18 protein-coding genes are annotated in these 22,254 nt (G+C 47.5%); 12 read left to right on the forward strand and 6 right to left on the reverse strand.

Annotated features, from left to right (window positions below; translation table 11 throughout):
* The first annotated feature begins 2 nt into the window (after nt 1-2).
* The 4 genes from SD450_RS07710 to tsaB are packed head-to-tail and all read left to right on the forward strand — an operon-like array spanning nt 3 to nt 4,495.
* Nucleotides 3-1,259 carry an ABC transporter permease gene (locus tag SD450_RS07710; protein ID WP_318344009.1) on the forward strand — a complete coding sequence of 419 codons (1,257 nt, stop codon included), beginning with the start codon at nt 3-5 and terminating at the stop codon, nt 1,257-1,259.
* A gap of 41 nt (nt 1,260-1,300) precedes the next feature.
* Nucleotides 1,301-2,416 (forward strand): efflux RND transporter periplasmic adaptor subunit, encoded by a 1,116-nt coding sequence (locus SD450_RS07715; RefSeq protein WP_318344010.1) that lies wholly within the window; start codon nt 1,301-1,303, stop codon nt 2,414-2,416.
* Nucleotides 2,417-2,460: 44 nt separating this feature from the next.
* Nucleotides 2,461-3,807, forward strand: coding sequence for a TolC family protein (locus tag SD450_RS07720; RefSeq protein ID WP_318344011.1), 1,347 nt, complete (start codon nt 2,461-2,463; stop codon nt 3,805-3,807).
* Nucleotides 3,808-3,823: 16 nt separating this feature from the next.
* On the forward strand, nt 3,824-4,495 hold the full coding sequence (tsaB, locus tag SD450_RS07725; RefSeq protein WP_318344012.1) for a tRNA (adenosine(37)-N6)-threonylcarbamoyltransferase complex dimerization subunit type 1 TsaB: 672 nt from the start codon (nt 3,824-3,826) through the stop codon (nt 4,493-4,495).
* A gap of 3 nt (nt 4,496-4,498) precedes the next feature.
* Here the strand turns inward: tsaB and SD450_RS07730 are convergent, their stop codons facing one another.
* The 4 genes from SD450_RS07730 to SD450_RS07745 all read right to left on the reverse strand — a co-directional run bounded on the left by SD450_RS07730 (nt 4,499) and on the right by SD450_RS07745 (nt 8,706).
* Nucleotides 4,499-5,320, reverse strand: coding sequence for a mechanosensitive ion channel family protein (locus SD450_RS07730; RefSeq protein ID WP_318344013.1), 822 nt, complete (start codon nt 5,318-5,320; stop codon nt 4,499-4,501).
* 72 nt (nt 5,321-5,392) lie between these two features.
* Nucleotides 5,393-7,438 carry a thioredoxin domain-containing protein gene (locus tag SD450_RS07735; protein WP_318344014.1) on the reverse strand — a complete coding sequence of 682 codons (2,046 nt, stop codon included), beginning with the start codon at nt 7,436-7,438 and terminating at the stop codon, nt 5,393-5,395.
* A 101-nt stretch (nt 7,439-7,539) separates the two neighbouring features.
* Nucleotides 7,540-7,740, reverse strand: a complete 201-nt coding sequence (locus SD450_RS07740) for a dodecin family protein (protein WP_318344015.1) — start codon at nt 7,738-7,740, stop codon at nt 7,540-7,542.
* A 69-nt stretch (nt 7,741-7,809) separates the two neighbouring features.
* Nucleotides 7,810-8,706: a NifU family protein gene (locus SD450_RS07745; RefSeq protein ID WP_318344016.1), complete on the reverse strand. Its 897-nt coding sequence runs from the start codon at nt 8,704-8,706 to the stop codon at nt 7,810-7,812.
* Between the two features lie 126 nt (nt 8,707-8,832).
* Between SD450_RS07745 and SD450_RS07750 the strand changes: the two genes are divergently transcribed.
* Entirely contained in the window at nt 8,833-9,828 is a 996-nt protein-coding gene (locus tag SD450_RS07750) for a PorP/SprF family type IX secretion system membrane protein (protein WP_318344017.1), read from the forward strand.
* A gap of 107 nt (nt 9,829-9,935) precedes the next feature.
* Here SD450_RS07750 and SD450_RS07755 read toward each other — a convergent pair whose 3' ends face one another.
* Entirely contained in the window at nt 9,936-11,105 is a 1,170-nt protein-coding gene (locus SD450_RS07755) for a vWA domain-containing protein (protein WP_318344018.1), read from the reverse strand.
* 198 nt (nt 11,106-11,303) lie between these two features.
* Between SD450_RS07755 and SD450_RS07760 the strand changes: the two genes are divergently transcribed.
* From SD450_RS07760 to SD450_RS07790, 7 genes are all read left to right on the forward strand, one after another.
* On the forward strand, nt 11,304-13,517 hold the full coding sequence (locus SD450_RS07760) for a tetratricopeptide repeat-containing sensor histidine kinase (protein WP_318344019.1): 2,214 nt from the start codon (nt 11,304-11,306) through the stop codon (nt 13,515-13,517).
* Complete coding sequence (locus SD450_RS07765; RefSeq protein ID WP_318344162.1) at nt 13,517-14,248, forward strand: LytR/AlgR family response regulator transcription factor; 732 nt, start codon at nt 13,517-13,519, stop codon at nt 14,246-14,248. Before SD450_RS07760 ends, SD450_RS07765 begins: the two co-directional genes overlap by 1 nt.
* 97 nt (nt 14,249-14,345) lie before the next feature.
* Complete coding sequence (locus tag SD450_RS07770; RefSeq protein ID WP_318344020.1) at nt 14,346-14,855, forward strand: gamma carbonic anhydrase family protein; 510 nt, start codon at nt 14,346-14,348, stop codon at nt 14,853-14,855.
* Nucleotides 14,856-14,969: 114 nt separating this feature from the next.
* Entirely contained in the window at nt 14,970-15,851 is an 882-nt protein-coding gene (gene fabD / locus SD450_RS07775) for an ACP S-malonyltransferase (protein WP_318344021.1), read from the forward strand.
* A 564-nt stretch (nt 15,852-16,415) separates the two neighbouring features.
* Nucleotides 16,416-17,933, forward strand: coding sequence for a T9SS type B sorting domain-containing protein (locus SD450_RS07780; protein ID WP_318344022.1), 1,518 nt, complete (start codon nt 16,416-16,418; stop codon nt 17,931-17,933).
* 19 nt (nt 17,934-17,952) lie between these two features.
* Nucleotides 17,953-18,930: a PorP/SprF family type IX secretion system membrane protein gene (locus SD450_RS07785; protein WP_318344023.1), complete on the forward strand. Its 978-nt coding sequence runs from the start codon at nt 17,953-17,955 to the stop codon at nt 18,928-18,930.
* 1 nt (nt 18,931) lies between these two features.
* Nucleotides 18,932-20,878, forward strand: coding sequence for an OmpA family protein (locus SD450_RS07790; protein WP_318344024.1), 1,947 nt, complete (start codon nt 18,932-18,934; stop codon nt 20,876-20,878).
* Between the two features lie 2 nt (nt 20,879-20,880).
* On the opposite strand, the gene SD450_RS07795 is transcribed toward SD450_RS07790, so the two are convergent.
* Nucleotides 20,881-22,125, reverse strand: a complete 1,245-nt coding sequence (locus SD450_RS07795; RefSeq protein WP_318344025.1) for an NRAMP family divalent metal transporter — start codon at nt 22,123-22,125, stop codon at nt 20,881-20,883.
* Between the last annotated feature and the right edge of the window lie 129 nt (nt 22,126-22,254).

The raw sequence follows: 22,254 nt of genomic DNA on the forward strand, positions 1-22,254 counted from the left end.
TTATGTGGTTATTTGATAGGGACTTGTGGATAGAAATTTTTCATACGCTGGGCAAGAACATGTTCAGGACCTTTTTGACCATGTTGGGGGTCATCTTCGCGATGATCATCTTGGTGCTGCTATTGGGCTCTGCCAACGGAATGAGCAATGGGTTCAACAAGATTTTTGCCGGTACCGCTTCCAACAGTCTTTTTGTTTGGGGGCAACAGACCTCAGAGCCCTACAAAGGTTTTGAAAGGGGCAGAAGGATCCAATATAAGATAGAGGATGCCGAAATCCTCAAAAAGCAGATTCCTGAAATCGAAGTACTGGCACCCCGCATTGAACTGGCAAGCCATCGGAGTACGGTCACCGTGTATCGAAATGGACAGACAAGTGGCTCGGCAGTATATGGCGACTATCCAGAAATAGACGATATCACCAAAAAGAAATTGGTGGAGGGCAGGTTCCTGAACCAAACCGATATCGACCACTCCAAGAAAGTATGTGTCATTGGGGAGGAGACCTATAAGTTGCTCTTTGAAAAAGGGGAAAAGGCCATTGGCCAGGATATTCGTATCAACGGGGTCTATTTTTCCGTGGTGGGTATCTACAAACCCAACAACAATATCAACATTGATGGCGAAAATGCCGTTTTCATTCCCTTTACCACCTTCCAGAAAGCATTCAATTCGGGAGATCGTATGGGATGGATGGCCATAGCGGTGGAACCCAACACCCAAGTGGCCGTGGTGGAAAGGCAGATCAAGGACATCCTGAAAGCCAAATACGACATCCATCCAAAGGATGAGCGGGCCATTGGGAGTTTTGATATGTCGGAGATATTCAACAACATCAACGCATTTACCACCGTGCTTCAAGGATTTTCATTTTTCGTGGGCATCTTTACGCTCTTGGCAGGGGTAATCGCCATCAGCAACATCCTTCTGATCACGGTAAAGGAAAGGACCCAGGAGATAGGGGTAAGAAGGGCACTTGGGGCCACGCCCAAGATAGTCAAGCGCCAGATTGTATTGGAAGCCATTGTTTTGACAGCATTTGCGGGACTGGTCGGATTTGCCGTTTCCGTCGGGATATTGTCCATCATGAATTCCATGTGGGGAAGCGGTGACGATTTTCCCTTCGTGAACCCCATGATCAGTATTCCCCAATTCATCATATCATTTTTACTGATGGTGGGCCTTAGTGTGCTCATCGGACTTTTGCCCGCCAACAGGGCCGTAAAGATCAGACCCATAGAAGCATTGAGAGAAGAATAGAATAATCAACACAAATAAATAACGAAATCAAATAAGCAATAATGAACAAGTATGTAAAGTACGGATTGATCGGAATAGTGGTCATAGGGATAATGGCTGCCATTGTTTACTTTTTAAAGCAGAACAGCACCCCTGTGGAACTCTACAAGACCGAATCCCCTGAGCGAAAGGACATCGTCAATAAGGTGATCGTTACAGGAAAGGTCATCCCCGAGGACGAGATCAATATCAAACCCCAAATATCCGGTATCATAGACAGAATACTTTTGGAAGAGGGAGTACAGGTAAAGGCAGGCGACCTTATCGCTGTCATCAAAGTGGTGCCCAATGAGCAGTCTTTGAACCAAGCTGCAGGAAGGGTACGCAATGCCGAACTTGCCTTGAACAATGCCAAGATTGAATTTGATAGGAACAAAACTCTTTTTGATAAAGGGGTCATTTCCAACCAAGAATTCAACAACCAGAAGCTGACATACGATCAAGCTGTACAAGAGCTTAAAAATGCCCAGGCCGATTATCAGATCATCAGAAAGGGATCTGCCGGAGGCTCTGTCAGTGCCAACACCAACATCACGGCGACCGTATCTGGGACCATCCTTGAAATCCCCGTAAAGGAAGGGGACCAAGTGATCCAGAGCAACAATTTCAATGAAGGAACCACCATTGCCACTATTGCGGATATGACCAGAATGATCTTCGAAGGCGAAGTGGACGAGGCCGAAGTGGGCAAATTGAAAGTGGGCATGCCCTTGGAAATCAGCTTGGGCGCATTGGAAACGGAAAAGTTTGATGCCAAATTGAAATTCATTGCACCCAAAGGTGTGGAAGAAGAAGGCGCCGTACAGTTCAAGATAGAAGGTGACCTTACCATTCCCGATAGCACCGCTTATGTGCGTGCAGGCTACAGTGCCAATGCCTCCATTGTCTTGGAAGAGAAAAAGGATGTACTTTCCATAAAAGAAGCCCTTTTGCAATTTGACAAGGATACCGAAAAACCATATGTCGAGGTTGAAGTCGGCGAGAACAAGTTTGAGCGCAAGGAACTGGAATTGGGGGTCAGTGACGGAATCGATGTGGAAGTGGTATCGGGCATTGAAGAAGGTGCCAAGATCAAGGTATGGAACAAGTTGGAGAAGAAATCTGAGGACGTGAATTGATGACGACCGACCAAAATAAGGAACGAACAAAAATCAAAAAACGAATGAAAAGTACTATAACGACCCTACTGTTGTTCACCGTTCTCGTGTCCACTGCCCAAATGCGCAAATGGACCCTTCAGGAATGTGTGGAGTATGCAGTGGAGCACAATTTGACCATAGAACAGTTTGAACTGGACCTGGAAAATGCGAAGATCGATAAATCCGATGCACTCGGGAACTTTCTGCCAAGTTTGAGCGGGTCCGCATCGGCGTCCAGCAATACGGGTTTCTCCATCAACCCTACGAACAACTTGCCCACGAACAGCACAGCGTTCAACGTGAATGCTAGTTTGACGTCCAACATTACCTTGTTCGATGGACTTCGAAATGTGTACCAAATGAACCGGGCAAAGATGAATGCCATTGCCAACCAGTACCGTCTGGACAATCTAAAGGACGATATCCGGTTGAACGTGGCCAACGCCTATCTGCAGGTACTTTCCGGTAAGGAGCAGTTGAAGACCTTTAGGGCACAATATGCCGTGACCGAGCAAGATATGAAACGGACCAAGGAATTGGTGGAATCGGGTGTTCTGCCAAGGGGAGACCTATTGGAAATCGAGGCCACGGCCGCCAATCAACAACAACAAATTGTGAATGGTGAGGCTACCGTCCTGATTGCCCGTGTCAACCTTGCCCAATTGTTGCAGATTACCGATTATGAAAATTTTGACATCGCAGAAGAGGAGTTTGACATTCCGCCTTCCGACATCTTGAACAATTCCGCAAAAGTCATTTTTAACACGGCATTGACCTTCAGGAACGACATCAAACTTTCGGAATCCAATGTGGAATTGGCCAAGGAAGACCTCAAGATTGCCAAAGGGGCCTATCTGCCTACCCTTGGAGCTTTCGTCCAGTATGGGACACGATATTCCGATGTTACACAGATACCGGATGGAAATGGCGGGGTCTATACCCCAAATTTCACGGATCAGTTGTGGATCTTTGATGGTATAAGCTATGGAGCACAAATGAACATCCCAATTTTCAATGGATGGGCCACAAGAAACAATGTAAAACGCTCCACGATCAGTTTGGAAAAGGCAAAACTGCAGTTGGAACAGGATAAATTGGCTCTGGAGAACACCATCCAACAAGCCTATGTGGATGTCAGCACCTTTGAAAACGCCTATGAGGCGGCCCTAAAAACGTTGGAGGCCCGTACTTTGGCCTTGGAATATGCCAAGGAACGCTATGACAATGGCTTGATGAACGCCTTCGATTTCGGTCAGGCGCAGGCCAGGGTGGACAATGCCCAGGCCGATGTGATCCGTACCAAATACGATTACATCTTCAGGTTGAAAATTTTGGAGTTCTATTTTGGCATGCCCATTACCCTAAACTAGTATCTTTGTGGCCGCTATGGCCATAATACTCAATTTAGAAACAGCTACCACCAATTGCTCCGTGAGCATTTCCAAAGGAAATGAGATCATTTCCCTGAAAGAGAACAATGCAGCGGACTATTCGCACTCGGAACAATTGCACCTATTTATCAAAGAAGCCTTGGAAGAGGCTTCTTTGTCATTTTCAGACCTTGATGCCATTGCGATCAGCAAGGGGCCGGGATCTTATACGGGACTTCGTATCGGGGTCTCGTCGGCCAAAGGACTTTGTTTCTCCCTGGACCTTCCCTTGATTTCGGTGCCCACCTTGCAGGGCATGGCCCTTCAGGTGAAATTGGAAAAAGGGGAGTTGGCCATTCCCGTTCTCGATGCAAGACGGATGGAAGTCTATTCCTGTGTGTTCGACGCCAGTTATCAAGAAATCAGGGAAACCCGTGCGGAGATCATCACCGAAAATGCATTTGCTGATTTTGTGTCCGAGAAAAAAGTGTTCGTTGTTGGCAGTGGGGCGCAAAAATGCAAGGACATCCTACAACATCCCAATTTTTATTTTGATGGAGAAATAGTCCCATCCGCAAAGCAGATGGGACCTATCGCCTATAAAAAATATCAAGCCAAACAGTTTGAGGATGTGGCCTATTTTGAGCCCTATTATCTAAAGGATTTTGTGCTCCAAAGCAAAAAATAACCCCTACAATGCTTTGTGCATGACCCTTTGTGGGAAAGGGATTTCTATTCCAGCAGCATCAAATTGCAATTTCATTTGTTCCATCACATAAAAATGGGCAGACCAGAACACATCATTATTGGCCCAAAAGCGTAGGGTGAGGTTCACTGAACTGTCGGCAAGCTCTGCCACATACACTTCTGGTGCAGGTTCGGTGTTGATGTTCGGGTTGTCGGCGCAGATTTTGAGCAATATTTCCTTGGCTTCCTTGATGTTCGACCCATAACCTATGCCCACATCGATTTTGTCACGTCGCGTGTTTTCCATGTTATAGTTCACAATATTGCCGTTGGACAATTGGCCATTGGGGATAATGGCAATTTGGTTGCCAAAGGTGCTAAGTTTTGTGTTGAAGATGGAGATTTCCTTTACAGTGCCATCCAGTCCCTGGGCAGAGATCCAGTCCCCGACCTTGAACGGCTTAAAGATCAAGATGAGGACCCCACCTGCAAAATTGGCCAAGGACCCTTGCAGTGCCAAACCAATGGCCAAGCCAGCAGCACCTATAATGGCGACCAGCGATGAGGTCTTGACGCCCAATTGGGTCACGACAAGGACAAACAACATAATCTTGAGCGCAATGCTGATAAAGCTCTGCATGAAAGATTCCAACGTTTCGTCATAGTCCTTTCTGGCGAAAAACCTCCTCACCATTTTATTGAACAACTTGATGGCCCAAAGTCCGAAAAAGAATATGACAATGGCCAGGAGGATATTGGGGATAACTCCAAATGCCCACTCAATGGCCTGATCAACATATTCTTGATAATTTTCCAATTCTTTCATAATGGTTTTTTGTTTTTGTGTTACTCTAAATGAATGTTCAAATGATATAAAAAAATAAAATGTAAACAAATGTTATTCGGGGGATAGCTGCACTTCCTTCCATACGTCATCAGTTGTTTCGACAGGGAGCTTGCAGGCACCCTCAATACACACATAGGCCAATGTCTTGTCTTTCACATACCTATTTTTCAATAGTTCGATGTGACCCTCTTTTGGACAGCCGGTCAAAAAGCTGTTCGGTAGATATCTTTTGCCGATGTCCAGTGCCATGGCTTTGTAATCCTCGCCCACTATCGCAATCTCATAAAAGTCCGAATGGTAAAAGAGGACCAAATGGAGCCAGTTGGAAAACCCGTGGGCACTTCGCAAAAAGTCCTTTTGCACGTTTTTGAGCATCTGTTGGGCCAAATGGCCATAACCTTCACCTGGAAAGATTTTGTCCATTTTGAACAGATTGTGCGCCATGATGGAGTTGGAGGAGGAGATGACATTGTCGTTGGTCTCGATGCTTCTTCGGATGAGCGATTGGTCCTTGTCCGAAGTATAAAAGAACATTCCGGAAGCCTCGTCCAAAAAATGCAATCGGGTATGTTCCACCAGATTTTTGCACAAATTGAGCCATTTTTCATCAAAAGTGACTTCATATAAAGCCAAAAAGGCCTCTATCACTGTGGCATAGTCCTCCAAAAAAGCATTGATGGTACTCTTTCCACCTTTGTGGTTCCGATATAGCGAAAAGTCTTCCTTGACCATCTCCCGCTCAATGAACTTTGCATTTTTGAGCGCCAGTGCCAAATATGCTTTGTGGTCGACATACCTGAACGCATCCACGAGGCCCTTCAGCATCAACCCGTTCCATGAAGTGAGGATCTTGTCGTCCAATCGGGGTTTGGAGCGTTTGTCCCTTTCTTTTTTTAGAAGGGAGAGGGCGTTTTTCATTCGCTTTTTCAGGTCAGAAACGGAAATCCCGTGCTTTTCGGCAATTTCCCCATCCGATTTGTCCCTAATCAGTACATAGTTCTCTTCCTCCCAAAGCCCATATGGATTGATGTTGAAATAATCCTGAAAAATGTCGAGATCGGTTCCTAGGAGTGGGGCGAGTTCTTCCTTTGTCCAAACGTAAAAGGCGCCCTCTTTCAGTTCCCCATTGTTGTCCAGACTATCCGCGTCCAAGGAGGAGTAAAAACCTCCGCTCTCGTCCATCAGTTCCTCGGTGACAAAGGCGATCGTTCCTTCGACCGCCTCTTTGTAGGTTTCATTCTTGGTCACGGCATAGGCCTTGGCGTAGAGACTGGACAACTGTCCATTGTCGTACAGCATTTTTTCAAAATGGGGCACGTGCCATTTGATGTCCACCGCGTATCGGGAAAATCCACCGCCCACATGGTCATAGATGCCGCCATAGGCCATTCGGGTCAGGGTAGTCTTTACAAATTCGAGCAGTTCGGGTTTATGGCTATTGGTGGCATAATGCAATAAAAAATCCCAATGGTTAGGCATCATGAACTTTGGGGCGCGCTTGTGCCCACCCAAGAAAGTATCGAAATGGCCCGACCAATTTTGAACGGCATCCTCCAATTGCCCCAAGGAGAACAGGTCCTTATCTTTTGAGGGCTCCAGCAAGTTGATGGCGTGGAGGCCATTGGCAAGGTCGGTAGCATATTGTGTGACCCTGTCCCTGTCCTTGGCATAGAGTTCGCTCAGTTGTTGCATCACGTTCGTCCAACCCTCTTTTGGGAGATAGGTGCCGCCCCAAAAAGGTCTCCCATCGGGAAGGGCAACGATATTGAGGGGCCATCCACCCTGACCGGAGATCATCTGGATGGCGTCCATATAGATCTGGTCCACATCGGGCCGTTCCTCACGGTCTATTTTGATATTGATGAAATGCCCGTTCATCACGTGGGCCACATCTTCGTTTTCGAAACATTCTTTTTCCATGACATGGCACCAGTGGCAAGCGGCATATCCTATACTGATGATGAGCAACTTGTCCTCCCTTTGTGCACGTTCCAAGACCTCCGGGGCCCACGCCTCCCAGTTCACGGGGTTGTGCGCATGCTGCAAAAGGTAGGGGCTGGACTCATGGATGAGGGCATTCGTATGTTTATGGGCCACGTTACTTGTTTTGAGGGTTGAAAGTTCGAGGACTCATTGCAATTGGTTTTTGGGCATAAAAAAAGCGTCCTAATAGGACGCACTTTCTTTTGGATGTGGGATTATTGCACCTCAAAGGTGATTTTGACATTTACCCTATAATCATCGATTTTGCCATCTTTTACGGTGGCACTTTGCTCGTTCACATAAATGGAACGGATATTCTTTACAGATTTTGAGGCCTGTGCCAATGCACTTTTTGTTGCTTCTTCCCAACTCACATTGGAGTTTGCCAATACTTCGATAACTTTTAAAACTGCCATGGTCAATGTTTTTTAATTTCCTTCAAGTTACCAAATTTTGACCACAATAAGGCAAGGAAATCCTTTTAATTAGCCGTTCAAGGCCACTACTTCCCGTACTTTGTCACCCATCATGTTCTTGAGCATGGTCTCTATGCCGTTCTTCAGGGTAAAGGTGGATGAGGGGCAACCACTGCAGGCCCCTTGAAGGATGACACTCACAGTGCCACTGGCCTCTTCGTACGATTGGAACATGATGTTGCCGCCATCACTGGCCACTGCAGGTTTTACATATTCTTCCAAAATGTCGATGATCTGTTGGGAAGTATCATCGTATTGGGGTTGCGTGTGGTTTTCAGTTGCTGTTTCGTTGGTCTTTTGGATGGCCTCTGCGGACACGACCTCTTTTCCATCACCCAAAAAGTCCCTGATAAACTCGCGCAACTGCATGTTGATCTCCTCCCAATCGGCCACTTCGTATTTCGTCACCGAAACATAGTTTTCATCAAAGAACACCTCTTTGACGAACGGAAAATGGAATAGGGCCTTGGCCAACGGGGAGTCCTTGGCCTCATCGATGTTCTTGAACTCAAAGACAGCCGGCACGATGCGCTTGTTGCACACAAATTTCATCACGGCCGGGTTGGGGGTCACTTCCGCATAGACCGAAACAGGTTGTTTCTTTTGGTCCTGTTCTTCATGTACAATGGGTTCCCCGGCATTCAGGTATTCCACCAATTGCTGGGCCACATCGTCCTTCACATCTTGCCAGTCCACGATGTCAAATCGTTCCAAGGCTATAAAATTACTGGCGATATAGACCGTTTTGATGAAGGGTAGGTAGAAAAGTTGTTGGGCCAACGGGGAGTTCTTGGCCTCGTCGATGTTCTTATATTCGTAGTTGCCCTTGACCAAAAAATGATTGGCCTCCAATTTGATGATCTTTGGATTGTTTGTGGCAACAATAGTGATGTTGTACTCTTTCATGGCAAAGATTTCCTGCAAAAATACCAATAGTTGGCATGTGCTGCAACATTATATAATAATGTATCTTAACAACCGTTATCTAAATGTTTGATTACATATAAATCACACCATAGCCCCAATCGTCAGATGAGACGCAGTCTAACCTCGATTATCATTGCCCTTTTTTTTGGCAGCATGGCCAAGGCCCAGGAAGGGATTCCGGTATATTTTGATTACCTGGCGGATAACTATTATCTGGTATATCCGTCCATGGCAGGGATTGCCGAGGGCACCAAGATACGCCTTACTGCCAGAAAGCAATGGTTCAACGTAGATGAGGCGCCCAGTCTCCAAACCTTCAACATCAATTCCAGGGTAGGGGAACGCAGCGGTATCGGTGCCATTCTTTTCAATGACTCCAACGGATACCATTCCCAAACAGGGTTTAAGGGAACCTATGCCCATCATTTGCAATTGGGTGGTGATTTCAGGACCCTGAACCAATTGTCCCTTGGATTGAGCGCAGGGGTGATTTTGAGCAGTTTGGACGAGACCGAATTCCGGTCCATCATCCCCGATCCCGTGGTGACCGGGGTAAAGAACACGGTAAGTTATTTCAATGTTGACCTTGGTGCGTCCTATAATTTCTTGGAGTTTTATGCGCACGCTGCCATTTTGAACATTTTGGGCAGTGGTCGCGACCTGTATAGTGCAGTTGAAATAGATAATATTAGAAGATATCTCCTCTCCGCAGGGTATGTGTTCGGACGAAATACCAGGGTGGAACCGTCCATTTTGTTCCAGATGACCGATTATACCAAGGAGAAAACAGTGGACCTGAACGCGAAGGTGTACAGGGATGTGAGCTTTGGTACGGTCTGGGCAGGACTGTCCTACCGCAGAAGCTTTGATGGCGCACAGTTCCAGTCCAACGGAAATTTCGGGGAACAACGTTTACAGCTTTTTACGCCCATTATCGGGGTGAATGTGAACCGCTTCCTGTTTTCCTATAACTATTCCTACCAATCCGGGGATATCCGTTTTGACAATGGCGGGTTCCACCAGATTACCTTGGGCTACGATTTTGGACAGAGCGATCAGGGCAAGCGTTACGACTGTTATTGCCCAGCTGCAAACAATTAGTAGTGTCCCGGCCAAATGTCAGTTCGAGTTGTCATCCTGAGCGCAGTCGAGAACTGCACGGGGCATCTCGACTGCGCTCGATGTGACAACTATCTGGAATGTTGTTCCTAATCCCACTTATAGTTTTTCTTGGATGCCTGTGCCTTGATGGCGGATAGCAGCGCATTTTCCAGTTCGCCCTTGTCCTCTTTCTGGTTTTCGGCAATGTAGGCCTCCCGCTTGGCGTTGAGTTCCTGTATCTGCTTTTGGATCTCTTCACGCTCGCCCTTCTTTTGGGTCACATAGGCCTTGATCTCACTTTTGGATTTGCCTTGGAGTTCTTTTGGCAGGTCCTGTTCCTTTAGGCGGGTCAGCACGGCCTCATCGTCCTCAACAGCATCCACAAGGTCCCATTGTGTGTTTTTGTACAACCGTGAACTCTTGCTCACTGCCCGTTGTACCACCACCGCCTCTTCCAGTTCAGCGGCGTTGCTGTCCTGCGCACTTTGCAATGCTTTTTTCTCATATCCGAGCGAGCCGTAGGAAATATAGGTGTTGTTCAACTTGGAGTTGAGCTTGATGATGATGTCGTCGTAGGGCGTGTCGATGTGCACCACGTGTCTGTTGTGGTCAATGGCCATGTATTCCCCGCCTGTGAGTGCAGCCCCGCTTTTCCACATGGTGGAGATGCCCTGTTGATGGTCACCACAGAAAATGGTGTTCACAATGACGCCTTTTTCTTTGGCGTTCATGGCGGCATCCTTGTAATTGAGCTTCCCTTGGGTAAAAGGCTCGTTCCCCGCAATGAAGATCATTTTCAGGTCGTCCGCGTTTTTTCCCCAATCCAATTGCTTCAAGGAAGTGTGGATGACCTCACCACAGTATTCCTCGCCTCCATTGGTGGTCAGGGAAAACAGCTTCTCGGAAATCTCGTCCAAATCGTCACTAAACCCCAATACCTGTCTGATGTACCCTTCGTTTGACGAAAGATTGTCATTGCCGTATTCATAAAGGGCAATCTGCAATAAAGGCCGGGTGTCGTTGCCGCATTTGGCATGGGTGAACTCGTTCACAATGTCCCACAACTGTGCTTTCGCTTGGTTGATGAGCCCGTCCATACTGTTGCTCGTGTCCAACAACAAAGCAATCTTCACGTATTGCTTCGCTGGTTTTTCCACAATGGATTGTGTCACCAATACCGTGTTTTCTTTTTTCTGGGCTTTTAAGTTGCAGCCATAGCTGGCGCCAGTGGCCATAAGTGCGAATGCTGCTCCCAATACTTTATTCAAATGTTTCATGATGCAAAATTTTTAATTGTCGGGGTAAATCTAGATGCAACTTTTTTCAATAAAAATCGACAATGAGGGAAATGGCCTCTTGGATGAGCGACATGCGCGGTCCATTTCGCAAAGTGGTCAAAAGAAGGGGCAATCGGGCGTTTTTTGGAAAGGAAGCATTTTTTAATCCGCTTGGGATGGAGTAAGTTTACTTCAATTATGATCAAAAAGGCATACATAATTCTCTTTTTGTTGATGACCAACCTGACCGCCATGTCCCAAGTGGGGCAAACCGGTGGTGAGGTGGAGATCAAGGGCTCTGTGAAGGGAAGGGAGAGCTATGTGCCCATTTCTGGAGTTGAGGTGACCACGGACAGGGGAAATTATGCCAAGACCAATAGTTTGGGAGAGTTCAAGATCAGGGCTTCCATTGGGGACATGCTCATTTTTGAAAGCCCCGAGATCGAAACCGTGCGCCATAGGATCACTTCCGGTGAAGATGTGGACGTTTTGGTAGAGGGATATGGAAGGGCAAGCTCCAAAAAGAGGGAAAGTGCATCCGCCAGATCACGGAATGTGGCGATGGACCACCAGCGGTTGTTGGACTCTGCCAACTTTTACAAAAAAACCAGTCTGGAAAAAAGCATCGATTTTGTGGCCCAGTCCATGGAACCTTTGGGTACTTCGGGCAACAAACGTGAACTTGCCCAATCGCTGAGGACCTTGGGTGAAATCTACCTGTACCATAAACAATATGATCTGGCCATCGACAATTTTAAGGATGCCCTTTCGGCCACGGAATCCAACCGGACCAAATTGGTGTTGGGACAAGCGTACACCTTGAACGGGGAACACGATTTGGCCATCAAGACCCTTACTCCATTGATCAAGGAAAAAAACATGGTGCCCTACCAACGGGTGGAACTCTTCGAGGCCTTGGGTGATGCCAGTAAAGGTTTGGGAAAGATAAAGGAGGCCCAAGGGTATTACAACCAAGGGTTGATGATTGCCGAAAAGAACCAGATCTCCCCTAAGATCGTCGACCTGAATTCCAAGATGGCAGATGCCTTTGCCAGTGAGGATAGAGAAGTGGAGGCAGAGGGGTATTATCGAAATTCATTGGATCTTTCCAAAAAAGTCGCACCGGAGCGATTGATCCAAGAGAGCGAACGGGTGGCGGATTTCTACAATCAAAAGAGCCGGTATAATGATGAGATCCAGCAGCGGAAAAAAAGCCTGAACGAACTCAAACAACTTTCCCCTCCCAGTGTGCCTCGGGAAAGCAAGGGCGTATCCGGCACCGATACCATTACCTCGCAAAAGATCAATTATAAGATTGCGAGTGCTTACATTGCCCAAGATAAATTGGATGAGGCCATTCCCTATCTCGAAAAAAGTATTGTGGAAGCCGATAAGGATGATGATCTGGTCATCCAGAAAGATGCTACCCGCAAACTTTCGGAAGTGTACCGGAACAAGGGCGATTTCACCAAGGCATTGGAATCCTATCAAGACTATGTGGCCGTGGTGGATAGCCTCTACGTGAGAAAGGAGCAGGAAATTTCAAGGGCGGCCCGGCTCAATCGGGAAATCGCCAATACCCAGAACCGTATTTCGAGTTTGGAGCAGGAACGGGAACTTTCGCAGAGCAAGTACACTTTGGCCGTGACCGAACAACAATTGTACGAAGTGACCAGTAAACGCCAAAAATGGATCATCTACTCGCTTGGGTTTGGGGTATTGTTGATGGCCCTTACCGCCTTTTTGTACTACAGGAGCAACCGTCAGCAAAAGTTGGCCAACAACCTGCTCGCACTCAAATCGCTCCGTACCCAGATGAACCCACACTTTATCTTCAATGCACTGAACTCGGTGAACAACTTCATCGCCAAGAGCGACGAACGCAGTGCCAACCGATTTTTGAGCGAATTCTCCGTGCTGATGCGCAGTGTACTGGAAAACTCGGAAGAAGACTTCATACCCCTTGCCAAGGAACTGGAGTTGTTGGAACTTTATGTGAAACTGGAACACTCCCGCTTTGCGGACAAGTTCGATTATGAGATCAATGTGGACCAAAAAATCGACATCGATGCCTATCAGATTCCGCCCATGTTGCTGCAACCCTACATCGAAAACGCCATTTGGCACGGACTGCGCTATAGGGAAACGAAAGGCTTTTTGAAGATAGCGGTGGGACAGGTTACGGAGAATATGTTGGAGATCGTGATTGTGGACAATGGCATCGGCCGTACCCAGTCCGCGGCATTGAAGACCAACAACCAACGCAAGCAAAAATCGAAGGGGATGGGCAACATCAAAAAGCGCATCCAGATCCTGAACGATATGTACAAAAACCGCGTGGACGTTTCCATAACAGACCTGAATGCGGACAGAACCGGGACCAAAGTATCCCTAAAACTCAAGAAACAATGATGGAACTGCGAGCAATCATCGTGGAGGACGAAGCCAATAGTCGCGAAATCCTTCGGAGCTATTTGGGCAAATATTGCGAGGGAGTGCAACTTTTGGGTGAGGCGGCCAATATAGAGCAAGGTTTGGCCCTTATCCAAAAGCACGAGCCGGATATCGTTTTTTTGGATGTGGAAATGCCCTTTGGCAACGCCTTCGACCTGTTGGATCAACTTCCCGAGCGCAGTTTTGAGACCATTTTTGTGACAGCCTACAACCAATATGCCATGGATGCGCTCAACCATCATGCGGCCTACTATTTGATGAAACCCATCAATATCGATGAGTTGGTCAAGGCCGTGGAGTACGTCAGGGCCATCAAGGAAAAGGAAAGCGCGTTGGAAGGACAGGTGCTGAAGACGAAACCCATCAAGGCGGAAGGAAAGATCACCCTGCCCCAACAGGATGGGTTTCAGATTTTGAATGTGGGCGATATCTTTTTCTGTAAAGCGGACGATAACTATACCGAAATCTACCTGGAACGCAAAAAAATAGTGGTGAGCAAGACCCTGAAATATTTTGAGGATGCCCTGCAGGCCTATCCCTTTGCCCGCATACACAAATCCTATCTGGTAAATGTGGCCGAAGTGGTGAAATACAAAAAAGGGAAGGGCGGGAGCGTGACCCTCTCCAATGGCAAGGAACTCTCCGTCTCCGCTTCCAAAAAAGCCGAACTATTGTCTTATTTTCAGTAATTGCAGGTCAAAAAGAAGAAATCCAGTCGCTGTCACATCGAGCGCAGTCGAGATGTCTTCGCAGTGATGTAATTTTGTAAAATCAAACAAAATAATTATGATCATCAAATCCGTTAGGGGCATATCCCCGGTCATTGGAAACGATTGTTTTATTGCTGAAAACGCCACCATCGTGGGCGAGGTCACCATGGGCGACCAATGCAGTGTTTGGTTCAATGCTGTACTGCGGGGCGATGTGCATTTCATCAAAATGGGCAACAAGGTGAACGTGCAGGACGGGGCCGTGATCCACTGTACCTATCAAAAATCACCAACCACCATCGGAAACAATGTCTCCATAGGCCACAATGCCATCGTGCACGGCTGTACCATCAAGGACAATGTGCTCGTGGGCATGGGCAGCATCATCATGGACGATTGTGTGGTGGAGAGCAATTCCATCATAGCCGCTGGGGCCGTGGTCACCAAGGGCACCCATGTAGAGGCCAACAGCATCTATGCCGGCATGCCCGCCAAGAAGATCAAGGACATCAGTCCCGAGCTCAGTTCGGGCGAAATAGACCGCATCGCCAACAACTATGTCACCTATTCCAGTTGGTTCAAATGATTTTATGTGGAATGACGTATTGCTGAGGTCCCGCCATCCAATAATCCAACCATCCAACTATCCAATCCTCCAAATTATCCCTATTTTTGTCCCACTCAAAAAAACTCGACAACTATGAATGCATATATTTTCCCCGGACAAGGCGCACAGTTCACCGGTATGGGCCTGGACCTTTACGAAAACCACTCCCTGGCACAGGAACTGTTTGAAAAGGCCAATGATATCCTTGGTTTTTCCATCACCGATATCATGTTCGAGGGCACAGCCGAAGACCTGAAGCAGACCAAAGTGACCCAACCGGCCATTTTTCTGCACTCCGTAATCTTGGGCAAAGTGCTTGGGGAGAATTTCAGGCCGGACATGGTGGCCGGACATTCCTTGGGCGAGTTTTCCGCTTTGGTGGCCAATGGAACCCTCAATTTTGAGGACGGATTGAAACTGGTCTCCCAGCGGGCCTTGGCCATGCAGAAGGCCTGTGAGATCAAGCCCAGTACCATGGCGGCCGTTTTGGGGTTGGATGATGAGGTTGTGGAGAGGGTATGTGCTGGAGTGGAGGGGATCGTAGTTCCTGCCAACTATAACTGCCCAGGGCAATTGGTCATTTCCGGAGAGGTGGATGCCGTGAACGTGGCCTGTGAAAAACTCAAGGAGGCCGGGGCAAAAAGGGCCCTCTTGCTGCCCGTAGGCGGTGCATTTCACTCCCCGTTGATGGAACCCGCCCGCGAAGAGCTCGCCGCGGCCATTGAGGCCACCCAGTTCAACGTGCCCAGTTGTCCCATCTATCAGAACGTGACCACCACGGCCGTTTCCAATGCCGATGAAATCAAGAAGAACCTGATCCTGCAGCTCACAGCCCCCGTAAAATGGACCCAGAGCGTACAGCAAATGGTGAAGGACGGAGCAACTTCCTTTGTGGAAGTGGGGCCGGGCAAAGTGCTCCAAGGCTTGGTGAAAAAGATAAGCCCAGAGGCCGAAACCAGCTCCGCGGCGGTTTAGTCGATTGGGCAAACAGTTCATCCGATTAAATAGAGATTTAAACAGATTGGTTGGGGCATTCCTTGCCTTTTTTGTAATATTGACTCATCCCAGATTACCTGCTGTTGCTTGGCCAATTGAACGAACCCCAAATAGATTGAATAGGCCATGTTGTCTTTGTTGAAAAAAACTGCTTCTGCACGCTTGATCCTTCGCGGTCAACGAAAATTCCTGTTCTTTTTAGGAGTACTTTTTGGTATGGGGATGGGGTATGGGCAAGTATCAATTTCGGTAAATAACCATGCTTCCGAACCGAGTACAAATGGTCAATTTTTTGTACAAGAATTAGGTATTTTTCCAGGGTCGGTAACAGTTAATTATCTAGTTACAGGTTCTGCCGTTCCTGATGGAGATTATACTGCTTTGTCAGGTTCTTTAACACTGGCGGGGGGCATTTTTCAAGCTTCAGGGACAATTGACGTAAATGTTATTGATGATTTACAAATTGAAAATTTGGAAACAATAACGGTAACGCTTTTAGATGGAGCCGATTATAATGTGAGTTCTATAAATGGTTCGGCTACCATGAATTTAACAAGTGACGATGTTCCAGGTCCTTGTCCCACGGCACCGAGCGCCCCACCTTTGGATGCTTCAGAACCTACTGTGTTCTGCGATGTCATCAATGTGGACCTAAACGATTATTTGACCAGCACAACAGCACCGCCAGGAACTGTCCTGACATGGAGTGTGGATCCCAATCCTTTGGAAACGGATGCCCACCTGATCAGCAGCAACGTGGTAGATCCCGGTTCATACTACGGTTTTTTCTATGATGAATCCAATGATTGCGCAAGTCCTGTATTGCAGATTACTTTGGTCAGAAATTATACCCCGGTGATGGATATGGAGGAAACAGTCGGAAGTTCCCGTTGTGGGGAAGGCACCGTGACACTTACTGCCTTGGCGACCGTGGAGGATGGCAGCACCATTACCTATAATTGGTTTGCAGCTCCCACAGGCGGTTCGTCCTTGGGCACGGGCAGCAGTTTTGAGACCCCATCCCTCACAGAGACCACCTCTTATTATGTGTCCGCTTCGGCCAATGGTTGCGTTTCGGAAAGAGTGGAAGTGGTGGCGACTATAAATGAAACTCCCTTGGCAGGTGTCCCTTTGGAAGATATTTCCGTTTGTAATGTAACAAGCGATGATGGCCCAAATACCCTGGATCTGGATGACACTTTGATCGGGCAGGACGCTGGCACATGGACCGTGGTCACCGATCCATCCGATGGGACTTTGGTCATTGGCACGGGAAACGTAGTGGATTTTACAGGTTTGCCGAGCGGGGATTATGTGTTTGAATATACCACTAACGGGGCCGTGGCCCCTTGTGAGAACACAACAGCCCAAGTGACGGTCTCTGTTTTGGATTGCGTTTCGAACGAGGCCATAGACTTGGCAGTGACCAAGCAACTGAAAGATGAAATAGCCTATCTACTGGGCGACCCCATCACCTTTATCATTACTTTGGAAAATGTAGAGGGGAAAACCGTCACCGATATTGTGGTCTCCGATCTGTTGGACGATGCCTTCCAGTATGAAGGCCATCAGGCAACCTTGGGAGATTATGATCCCACCACTGGGGAATGGACCATTGCCAATATGGCAACGACCGACGCAACCGCAACTCTGGAAATCACAGTGATATCCACAGCAACTGGAACTTTACAGAACACGGCGACGCTGGTCTCTTCTTTCCCGAATGATGATGTGGCTTCCAACAACACGGCAACGGTATCGCTGCAAGTGAACCGAAACCAGTGTGAAGACCCAGGGACCATTTGTAATATTTTTTCACCCAATGGCGATGGTGTGAATGATCGTTTGACCTTGGTGGATCACGCATCGTACCCAAACAATACATTCGAAGTGTTTGACCGTTATGGGAACAGCGTTTTTCAAATGGATGGGTATGACAGCTCATGGGACGGAACAGGAAAGAATGGAAATCTGCCCAAGGGCACCTATTTCTACATATTGGATTTAGGGGATGGTTCCGAAGTGGTCAAAGGGTGGATTCAAATTGTAAGGAAAAACTAAGATGCCAAAAACGATAGGTTTGCGAACATATAGGATGCTTTGTTGGATGCTTTTTCTGGGAGTTGGTTTCGTCCAAGCCCAAAAAGAGCCACAATACACCCAATATATGTACAACATTGGCAGTTTCAATCCGGCCTATGTGGGCACAGTGGAAAGCCCGGAGGTCATTGGTCTGTACAGGGCGCAATGGGTAGATGTTCCCGGGGCCCCGACCACCATCCGTGCAGGTGCGAATATCCCTTTTAAAAATGAAAGGACGGGACTGGGCATCAACATCGTGAACGATGAACTGGGGCCATCCCGACAGACCTATTTGGATGTGGCCTATTCCTATCAGATCCAATTGTCGGACGAGACCAGGCTTTCTTTTGGACTAAATGCAGGAGGTTCCCTGCTGGACATCGATTATTCCAGGGGAACGTTCGAGAACCCGTCCGATCCTTCCATTTTGGGAGAGAATTACAACAGTTTTTACCCCACCATCGGTGCTGGACTTTTTATGTACCACGAAGAAGATTGGTATCTGGGGGTATCCGTACCCAACTTTTTGACCAATGGACTGTATAATGACGAAGTGGCGACCATTGTGGAGGACAATATGCAGTTCAACGCCATTGGGGGCTATGTGTTCCAATTGGGGGACAGGACCAAGTTCAAGCCCGCCTTTTTGGTGAATTACCTCGAAGGGTCGCCGGTGACAGTGAACCTTTCGGCCAATTTCCAGTTTATCGATGCGCTGACCATCGGGGCCTCATACCGAATGGACAACGCGGTGAGCGGTCTTGCCGGTTTCCAGATTTCCAATGCCATGTTCATCGGCTATTCCTACGATTATGCCACCAATGGGCTGGGCGAATACAGTGGGGGATCCCATGAGGCCATATTGAAATTTTATATAGGCAGGGGAGGATTTGGTTCAGGGAACAAAGGTGACAAATCAAGGGACAAGAACAACAAGAACAAAGGCAAACAGATAGATTCCCCAAGATTCTTTTGATATGATAAAGGCAAAGAAAATACAAGCGGCAATCTGGATTTCCCTTATGGGAATGGCCCTATGTTTTGCCCAAGGAAAAAAATCCAAGGGCGATGTTTTCTTTTTTCAATACGAATACCAAAAAGCCGTGACTGCCTATGAGGCCGATCTGGCGAAGGGAACCCTGACGGAGCAACAATTCTTGAACTTGGCAGATGCCTATTTCAAGACCAACAATTTCAAAAAGGCCTCGGATATTTATCTGGAGCTCTTCAAAAAAGATACCTTATTGGATGGCCATCGGTACAACCGAATGTTACAGAGTCTTTCCAAGACCGCCGACCCAGAGCGAAAGCAAGCATTTTTGACCACCATGGCAGCAAAGTTTCCCAAGGAACTCATGGAGAATAGGGAGTTCAACGAGCAAATGTTGGCAAAGACTTCGGATGGTACGGAACTGGACTATGAAATTTTCAACCTAAGCGTGAACAGTCCGCAAACGGATTTTGCGCCTACCTTTTACAAGGACAAACTGCTCTTTTCCAGTGGCCGTATCCAAGGAAAGGGATTAACGTATGCGCCTGGAAATGAAGGATATTTCAATATTTATGAGTCCACCGTGCAGTTGGACGGACAGGCCGGGGCAGCGCAACCCTTCAAAGGTGTGGCAACTTCCAGCTACCATAAGGCGACACCCTATTATGCCGAAAAGCTCAACAGTGTGTTCTATGTGCTTTCCAACACCCAAAATGGGGAATTGGCCTTTGATCCCAATGGAAAAAATGCCCTTGCCATCGGAAAGCAGACCATGGACGGACAGTTCCAGTTATTGTTGAAAGATTTGAGCACGTCCTTCTATTATCCCTTCTACGATGAGGCCAGCGGGAAACTCTATTTTGCAGCCGATTTTGAGGACGGGTATGGGGGCACCGATATTTATTATGTGTACACCAACAGTGGGCAGGTGATGTCCGCTCCCATCAATTTGGGTCCCAGGATCAATTCTCCGGGCAATGAAGTGGCCCCTTTTATTTTTGAGAACAGTTTTTATTTTGCTTCCGATGTGTTCTACGGCCTTGGCGGTATGGACATCTATAAATCGAACATCGGGGAAGAGGGCGAAGTGGGCATCCCCATCAATTTGGGTAAAGGGATTAATACGGAATATGACGATTTTGGCCTGGTCATGAGGAACGAAGGGGAAGGCCTGTTGGGCTATTTTGCTTCCAACCGTCCGGGAGGAAAGGGAAAGGATGATCTATATGGTTTTAAAGTGGATGAAAAGCCGGGACTGAAAACCTTGGTATTCAAAGGAAAAGTCATCAAACCGTACAATGAGAACAGCATATCCAAAGCGGCCATACGCTTGTTGGATGGTGAAGGTACCTTGCTTGCCGAAACCTATTCGGATGACGGGGGCAACTATCGATTGGAGGTTCCATGGGAAAGTGGGGTGGTCCTTGAAGCATCCAAGGAACGGTATTCCAAATTCAAAAAGCAGTTTTCAGAGGAAGAATTGACAGGGCTGGAAAACAAATCCTATACCATTGGGATGTCCCTCTACGACGATTTGGTGGAAGAAAAAGAAGGACAGGCCGTCGTGAAAATGGATAAGTTCTTTTTCGGGAACGCGGCCACACAGCTGACTCCTGAAATTGAGGCAGAACTGGACCATGTGGTGGACTTCATCAAGGCATTCCCAATGGCGCAGCTCAGGATAGAGACCTATACCGACAGTAGGGGAGGCAGTAGTACCAATTTTAAGCTTACTCAAAATCGTTCAGATGCCATAAAAAAATACTTGATAAAAAAAGGAGTGCCCTCCACCAACATTCTATATTCCATTGGGTATGGGGAAGATAAGATTTTGAACAACTGCACCAACGGGGTCTTCTGCATTGAGGTCCTGCACAAGCAGAACCAACGCTCTCTGATCGTTGTGCTCAATGACAATGTACTTTTCGAATAGGTTCAGACCATCAGCATCCAACAATAATACAGCGCAAATAGCGAAAGGAAGACCATTCCGCAATAGGTGAGGATGCGCAGTCCGGTGCCGGGCCTCTGTTCCAAAGGAACATCCTTGCCCATCACGGTCTTTAGGTTCATCCACCCCAAGAGTGGAGCCAATACAAAGGAAACAAAGGTGGCCAACCCGACCAGATCGGCCATATTGGCACTGAACAACATGATGACCATCCAGTTCACCAGCATCATTAGGATCACGGTATAGGCAAAGGCATTCGTGTTCTTGAAAACAGGTTTTTCCGGGAACAATTTTTGCATCACATCCACACTGACCCTTGAAATGGCATCATGTGCCGTCATGCAGGTGCTGAACATGGTGGCAAATGCGGCCACCGCAATAAAGAAATAGGCCCAATTGCCAATGTGCACCGTAAAAAGGTTCACCAATTGGTCCGCAAAGGTCACAGCATTTCCACTGAGTTCCGTTCCTGTTCCGTACAGGGTCATCCAACCGATGATGAGAAAAAATATGGCCAGGACGGCGGTCAAGATATACCCCACGTTGAATTCCTGCAATGCAATTTTCAAGGTCGGTTTCTCTTTCATGGTTTTTAGGTTTTCCATGTCCCACAGGCTCACCCATCCTGATGCTTCTACCGCTGTGGGCATCCATCCCACCAGCCCGATGAGAAACAGAATGCCCGCTTCATTGAAGATTTTGGGACGTTGGAAACCTTCGGCGATGGATACAGGGCCTTTTTGTAGCACCATTATGGTAGTGATCAAAAGGGCGATGAACAGGATGGAAATGACGGCTTTCAATGAGGTTTCCAAAAAACGATATTTCCCTACGATGAGCAGAAGACTGATGAACAGGAACAGGCACAGGGAAATGGTACCCGCGCCCCACACCGTGATCTGGAACAGGTTGATGAAAAGTCCGGCAGTGACCACATACAGTGCAGCCAGAATGGTAAATGTGGAGATCAAGGTGACAAAGGCATAGATCCATAGATAGGTCTTGCCCATGTTCAAGTAGCCTTCCACCAGACTTTTTTCCGTGACTGTGGTGTAGCGTATGCCAAATTCAAAAAAGGGATACTTGAGCAGATTGGCCAGTAGAATGGGGATGACCATGATCCATCCGTATTGTGCCCCGGCCTTGGTGGAGAGTACCAAATGCGACGTTCCTATGGCCATGCTGGCAAACAGCAGCCCTGGGCCAAGTGCTTTCAACAATGCTCTCATCCTGTTCGTTTGTTGGTTAATTTTAGGGCAGGAAGATATGTTTTTTTGTTGAAATTTTATAGGCTTTCCGTTTGATGCACAACCCATTGTGGATTTCGAAGGTTTCTTGGGTCAAAAATGCACAATGGG

The organism is Flagellimonas baculiformis, assembly GCF_033441575.1.
Lineage (GTDB): Bacteria > Bacteroidota > Bacteroidia > Flavobacteriales > Flavobacteriaceae > Flagellimonas > Flagellimonas baculiformis.

What these genes read in the sequence shown, in the direction of transcription:
- SD450_RS07720 (WP_318344011.1), top strand. Translation starts at nt 2,461, where the DNA reads ATGAAAAGTACTATAACGACCCTACTGTTGTTCACCGTTCTCGTGTCC.
- SD450_RS07765 (WP_318344162.1), top strand. Translation starts at nt 13,517, where the DNA reads ATGGAACTGCGAGCAATCATCGTGGAGGACGAAGCCAATAGTCGCGAA.
- SD450_RS07790 (WP_318344024.1), top strand. Translation starts at nt 18,932, where the DNA reads ATGATAAAGGCAAAGAAAATACAAGCGGCAATCTGGATTTCCCTTATG.
- SD450_RS07750 (WP_318344017.1), top strand. Translation starts at nt 8,833, where the DNA reads ATGAGACGCAGTCTAACCTCGATTATCATTGCCCTTTTTTTTGGCAGC.
- SD450_RS07755 (WP_318344018.1), bottom strand. Translation starts at nt 11,105, where the DNA reads ATGAAACATTTGAATAAAGTATTGGGAGCAGCATTCGCACTTATGGCC.
- SD450_RS07770 (WP_318344020.1), top strand. Translation starts at nt 14,346, where the DNA reads ATGATCATCAAATCCGTTAGGGGCATATCCCCGGTCATTGGAAACGAT.
- SD450_RS07710 (WP_318344009.1), top strand. Translation starts at nt 3, where the DNA reads ATGTGGTTATTTGATAGGGACTTGTGGATAGAAATTTTTCATACGCTG.
- SD450_RS07795 (WP_318344025.1), bottom strand. Translation starts at nt 22,125, where the DNA reads ATGAGAGCATTGTTGAAAGCACTTGGCCCAGGGCTGCTGTTTGCCAGC.
- fabD (WP_318344021.1), top strand. Translation starts at nt 14,970, where the DNA reads ATGAATGCATATATTTTCCCCGGACAAGGCGCACAGTTCACCGGTATG.
- SD450_RS07760 (WP_318344019.1), top strand. Translation starts at nt 11,304, where the DNA reads ATGATCAAAAAGGCATACATAATTCTCTTTTTGTTGATGACCAACCTG.
- SD450_RS07730 (WP_318344013.1), bottom strand. Translation starts at nt 5,320, where the DNA reads ATGAAAGAATTGGAAAATTATCAAGAATATGTTGATCAGGCCATTGAG.
- tsaB (WP_318344012.1), top strand. Translation starts at nt 3,824, where the DNA reads ATGGCCATAATACTCAATTTAGAAACAGCTACCACCAATTGCTCCGTG.
- SD450_RS07780 (WP_318344022.1), top strand. Translation starts at nt 16,416, where the DNA reads ATGAATTTAACAAGTGACGATGTTCCAGGTCCTTGTCCCACGGCACCG.
- SD450_RS07715 (WP_318344010.1), top strand. Translation starts at nt 1,301, where the DNA reads ATGAACAAGTATGTAAAGTACGGATTGATCGGAATAGTGGTCATAGGG.
- SD450_RS07745 (WP_318344016.1), bottom strand. Translation starts at nt 8,706, where the DNA reads ATGAAAGAGTACAACATCACTATTGTTGCCACAAACAATCCAAAGATC.
- SD450_RS07740 (WP_318344015.1), bottom strand. Translation starts at nt 7,740, where the DNA reads ATGGCAGTTTTAAAAGTTATCGAAGTATTGGCAAACTCCAATGTGAGT.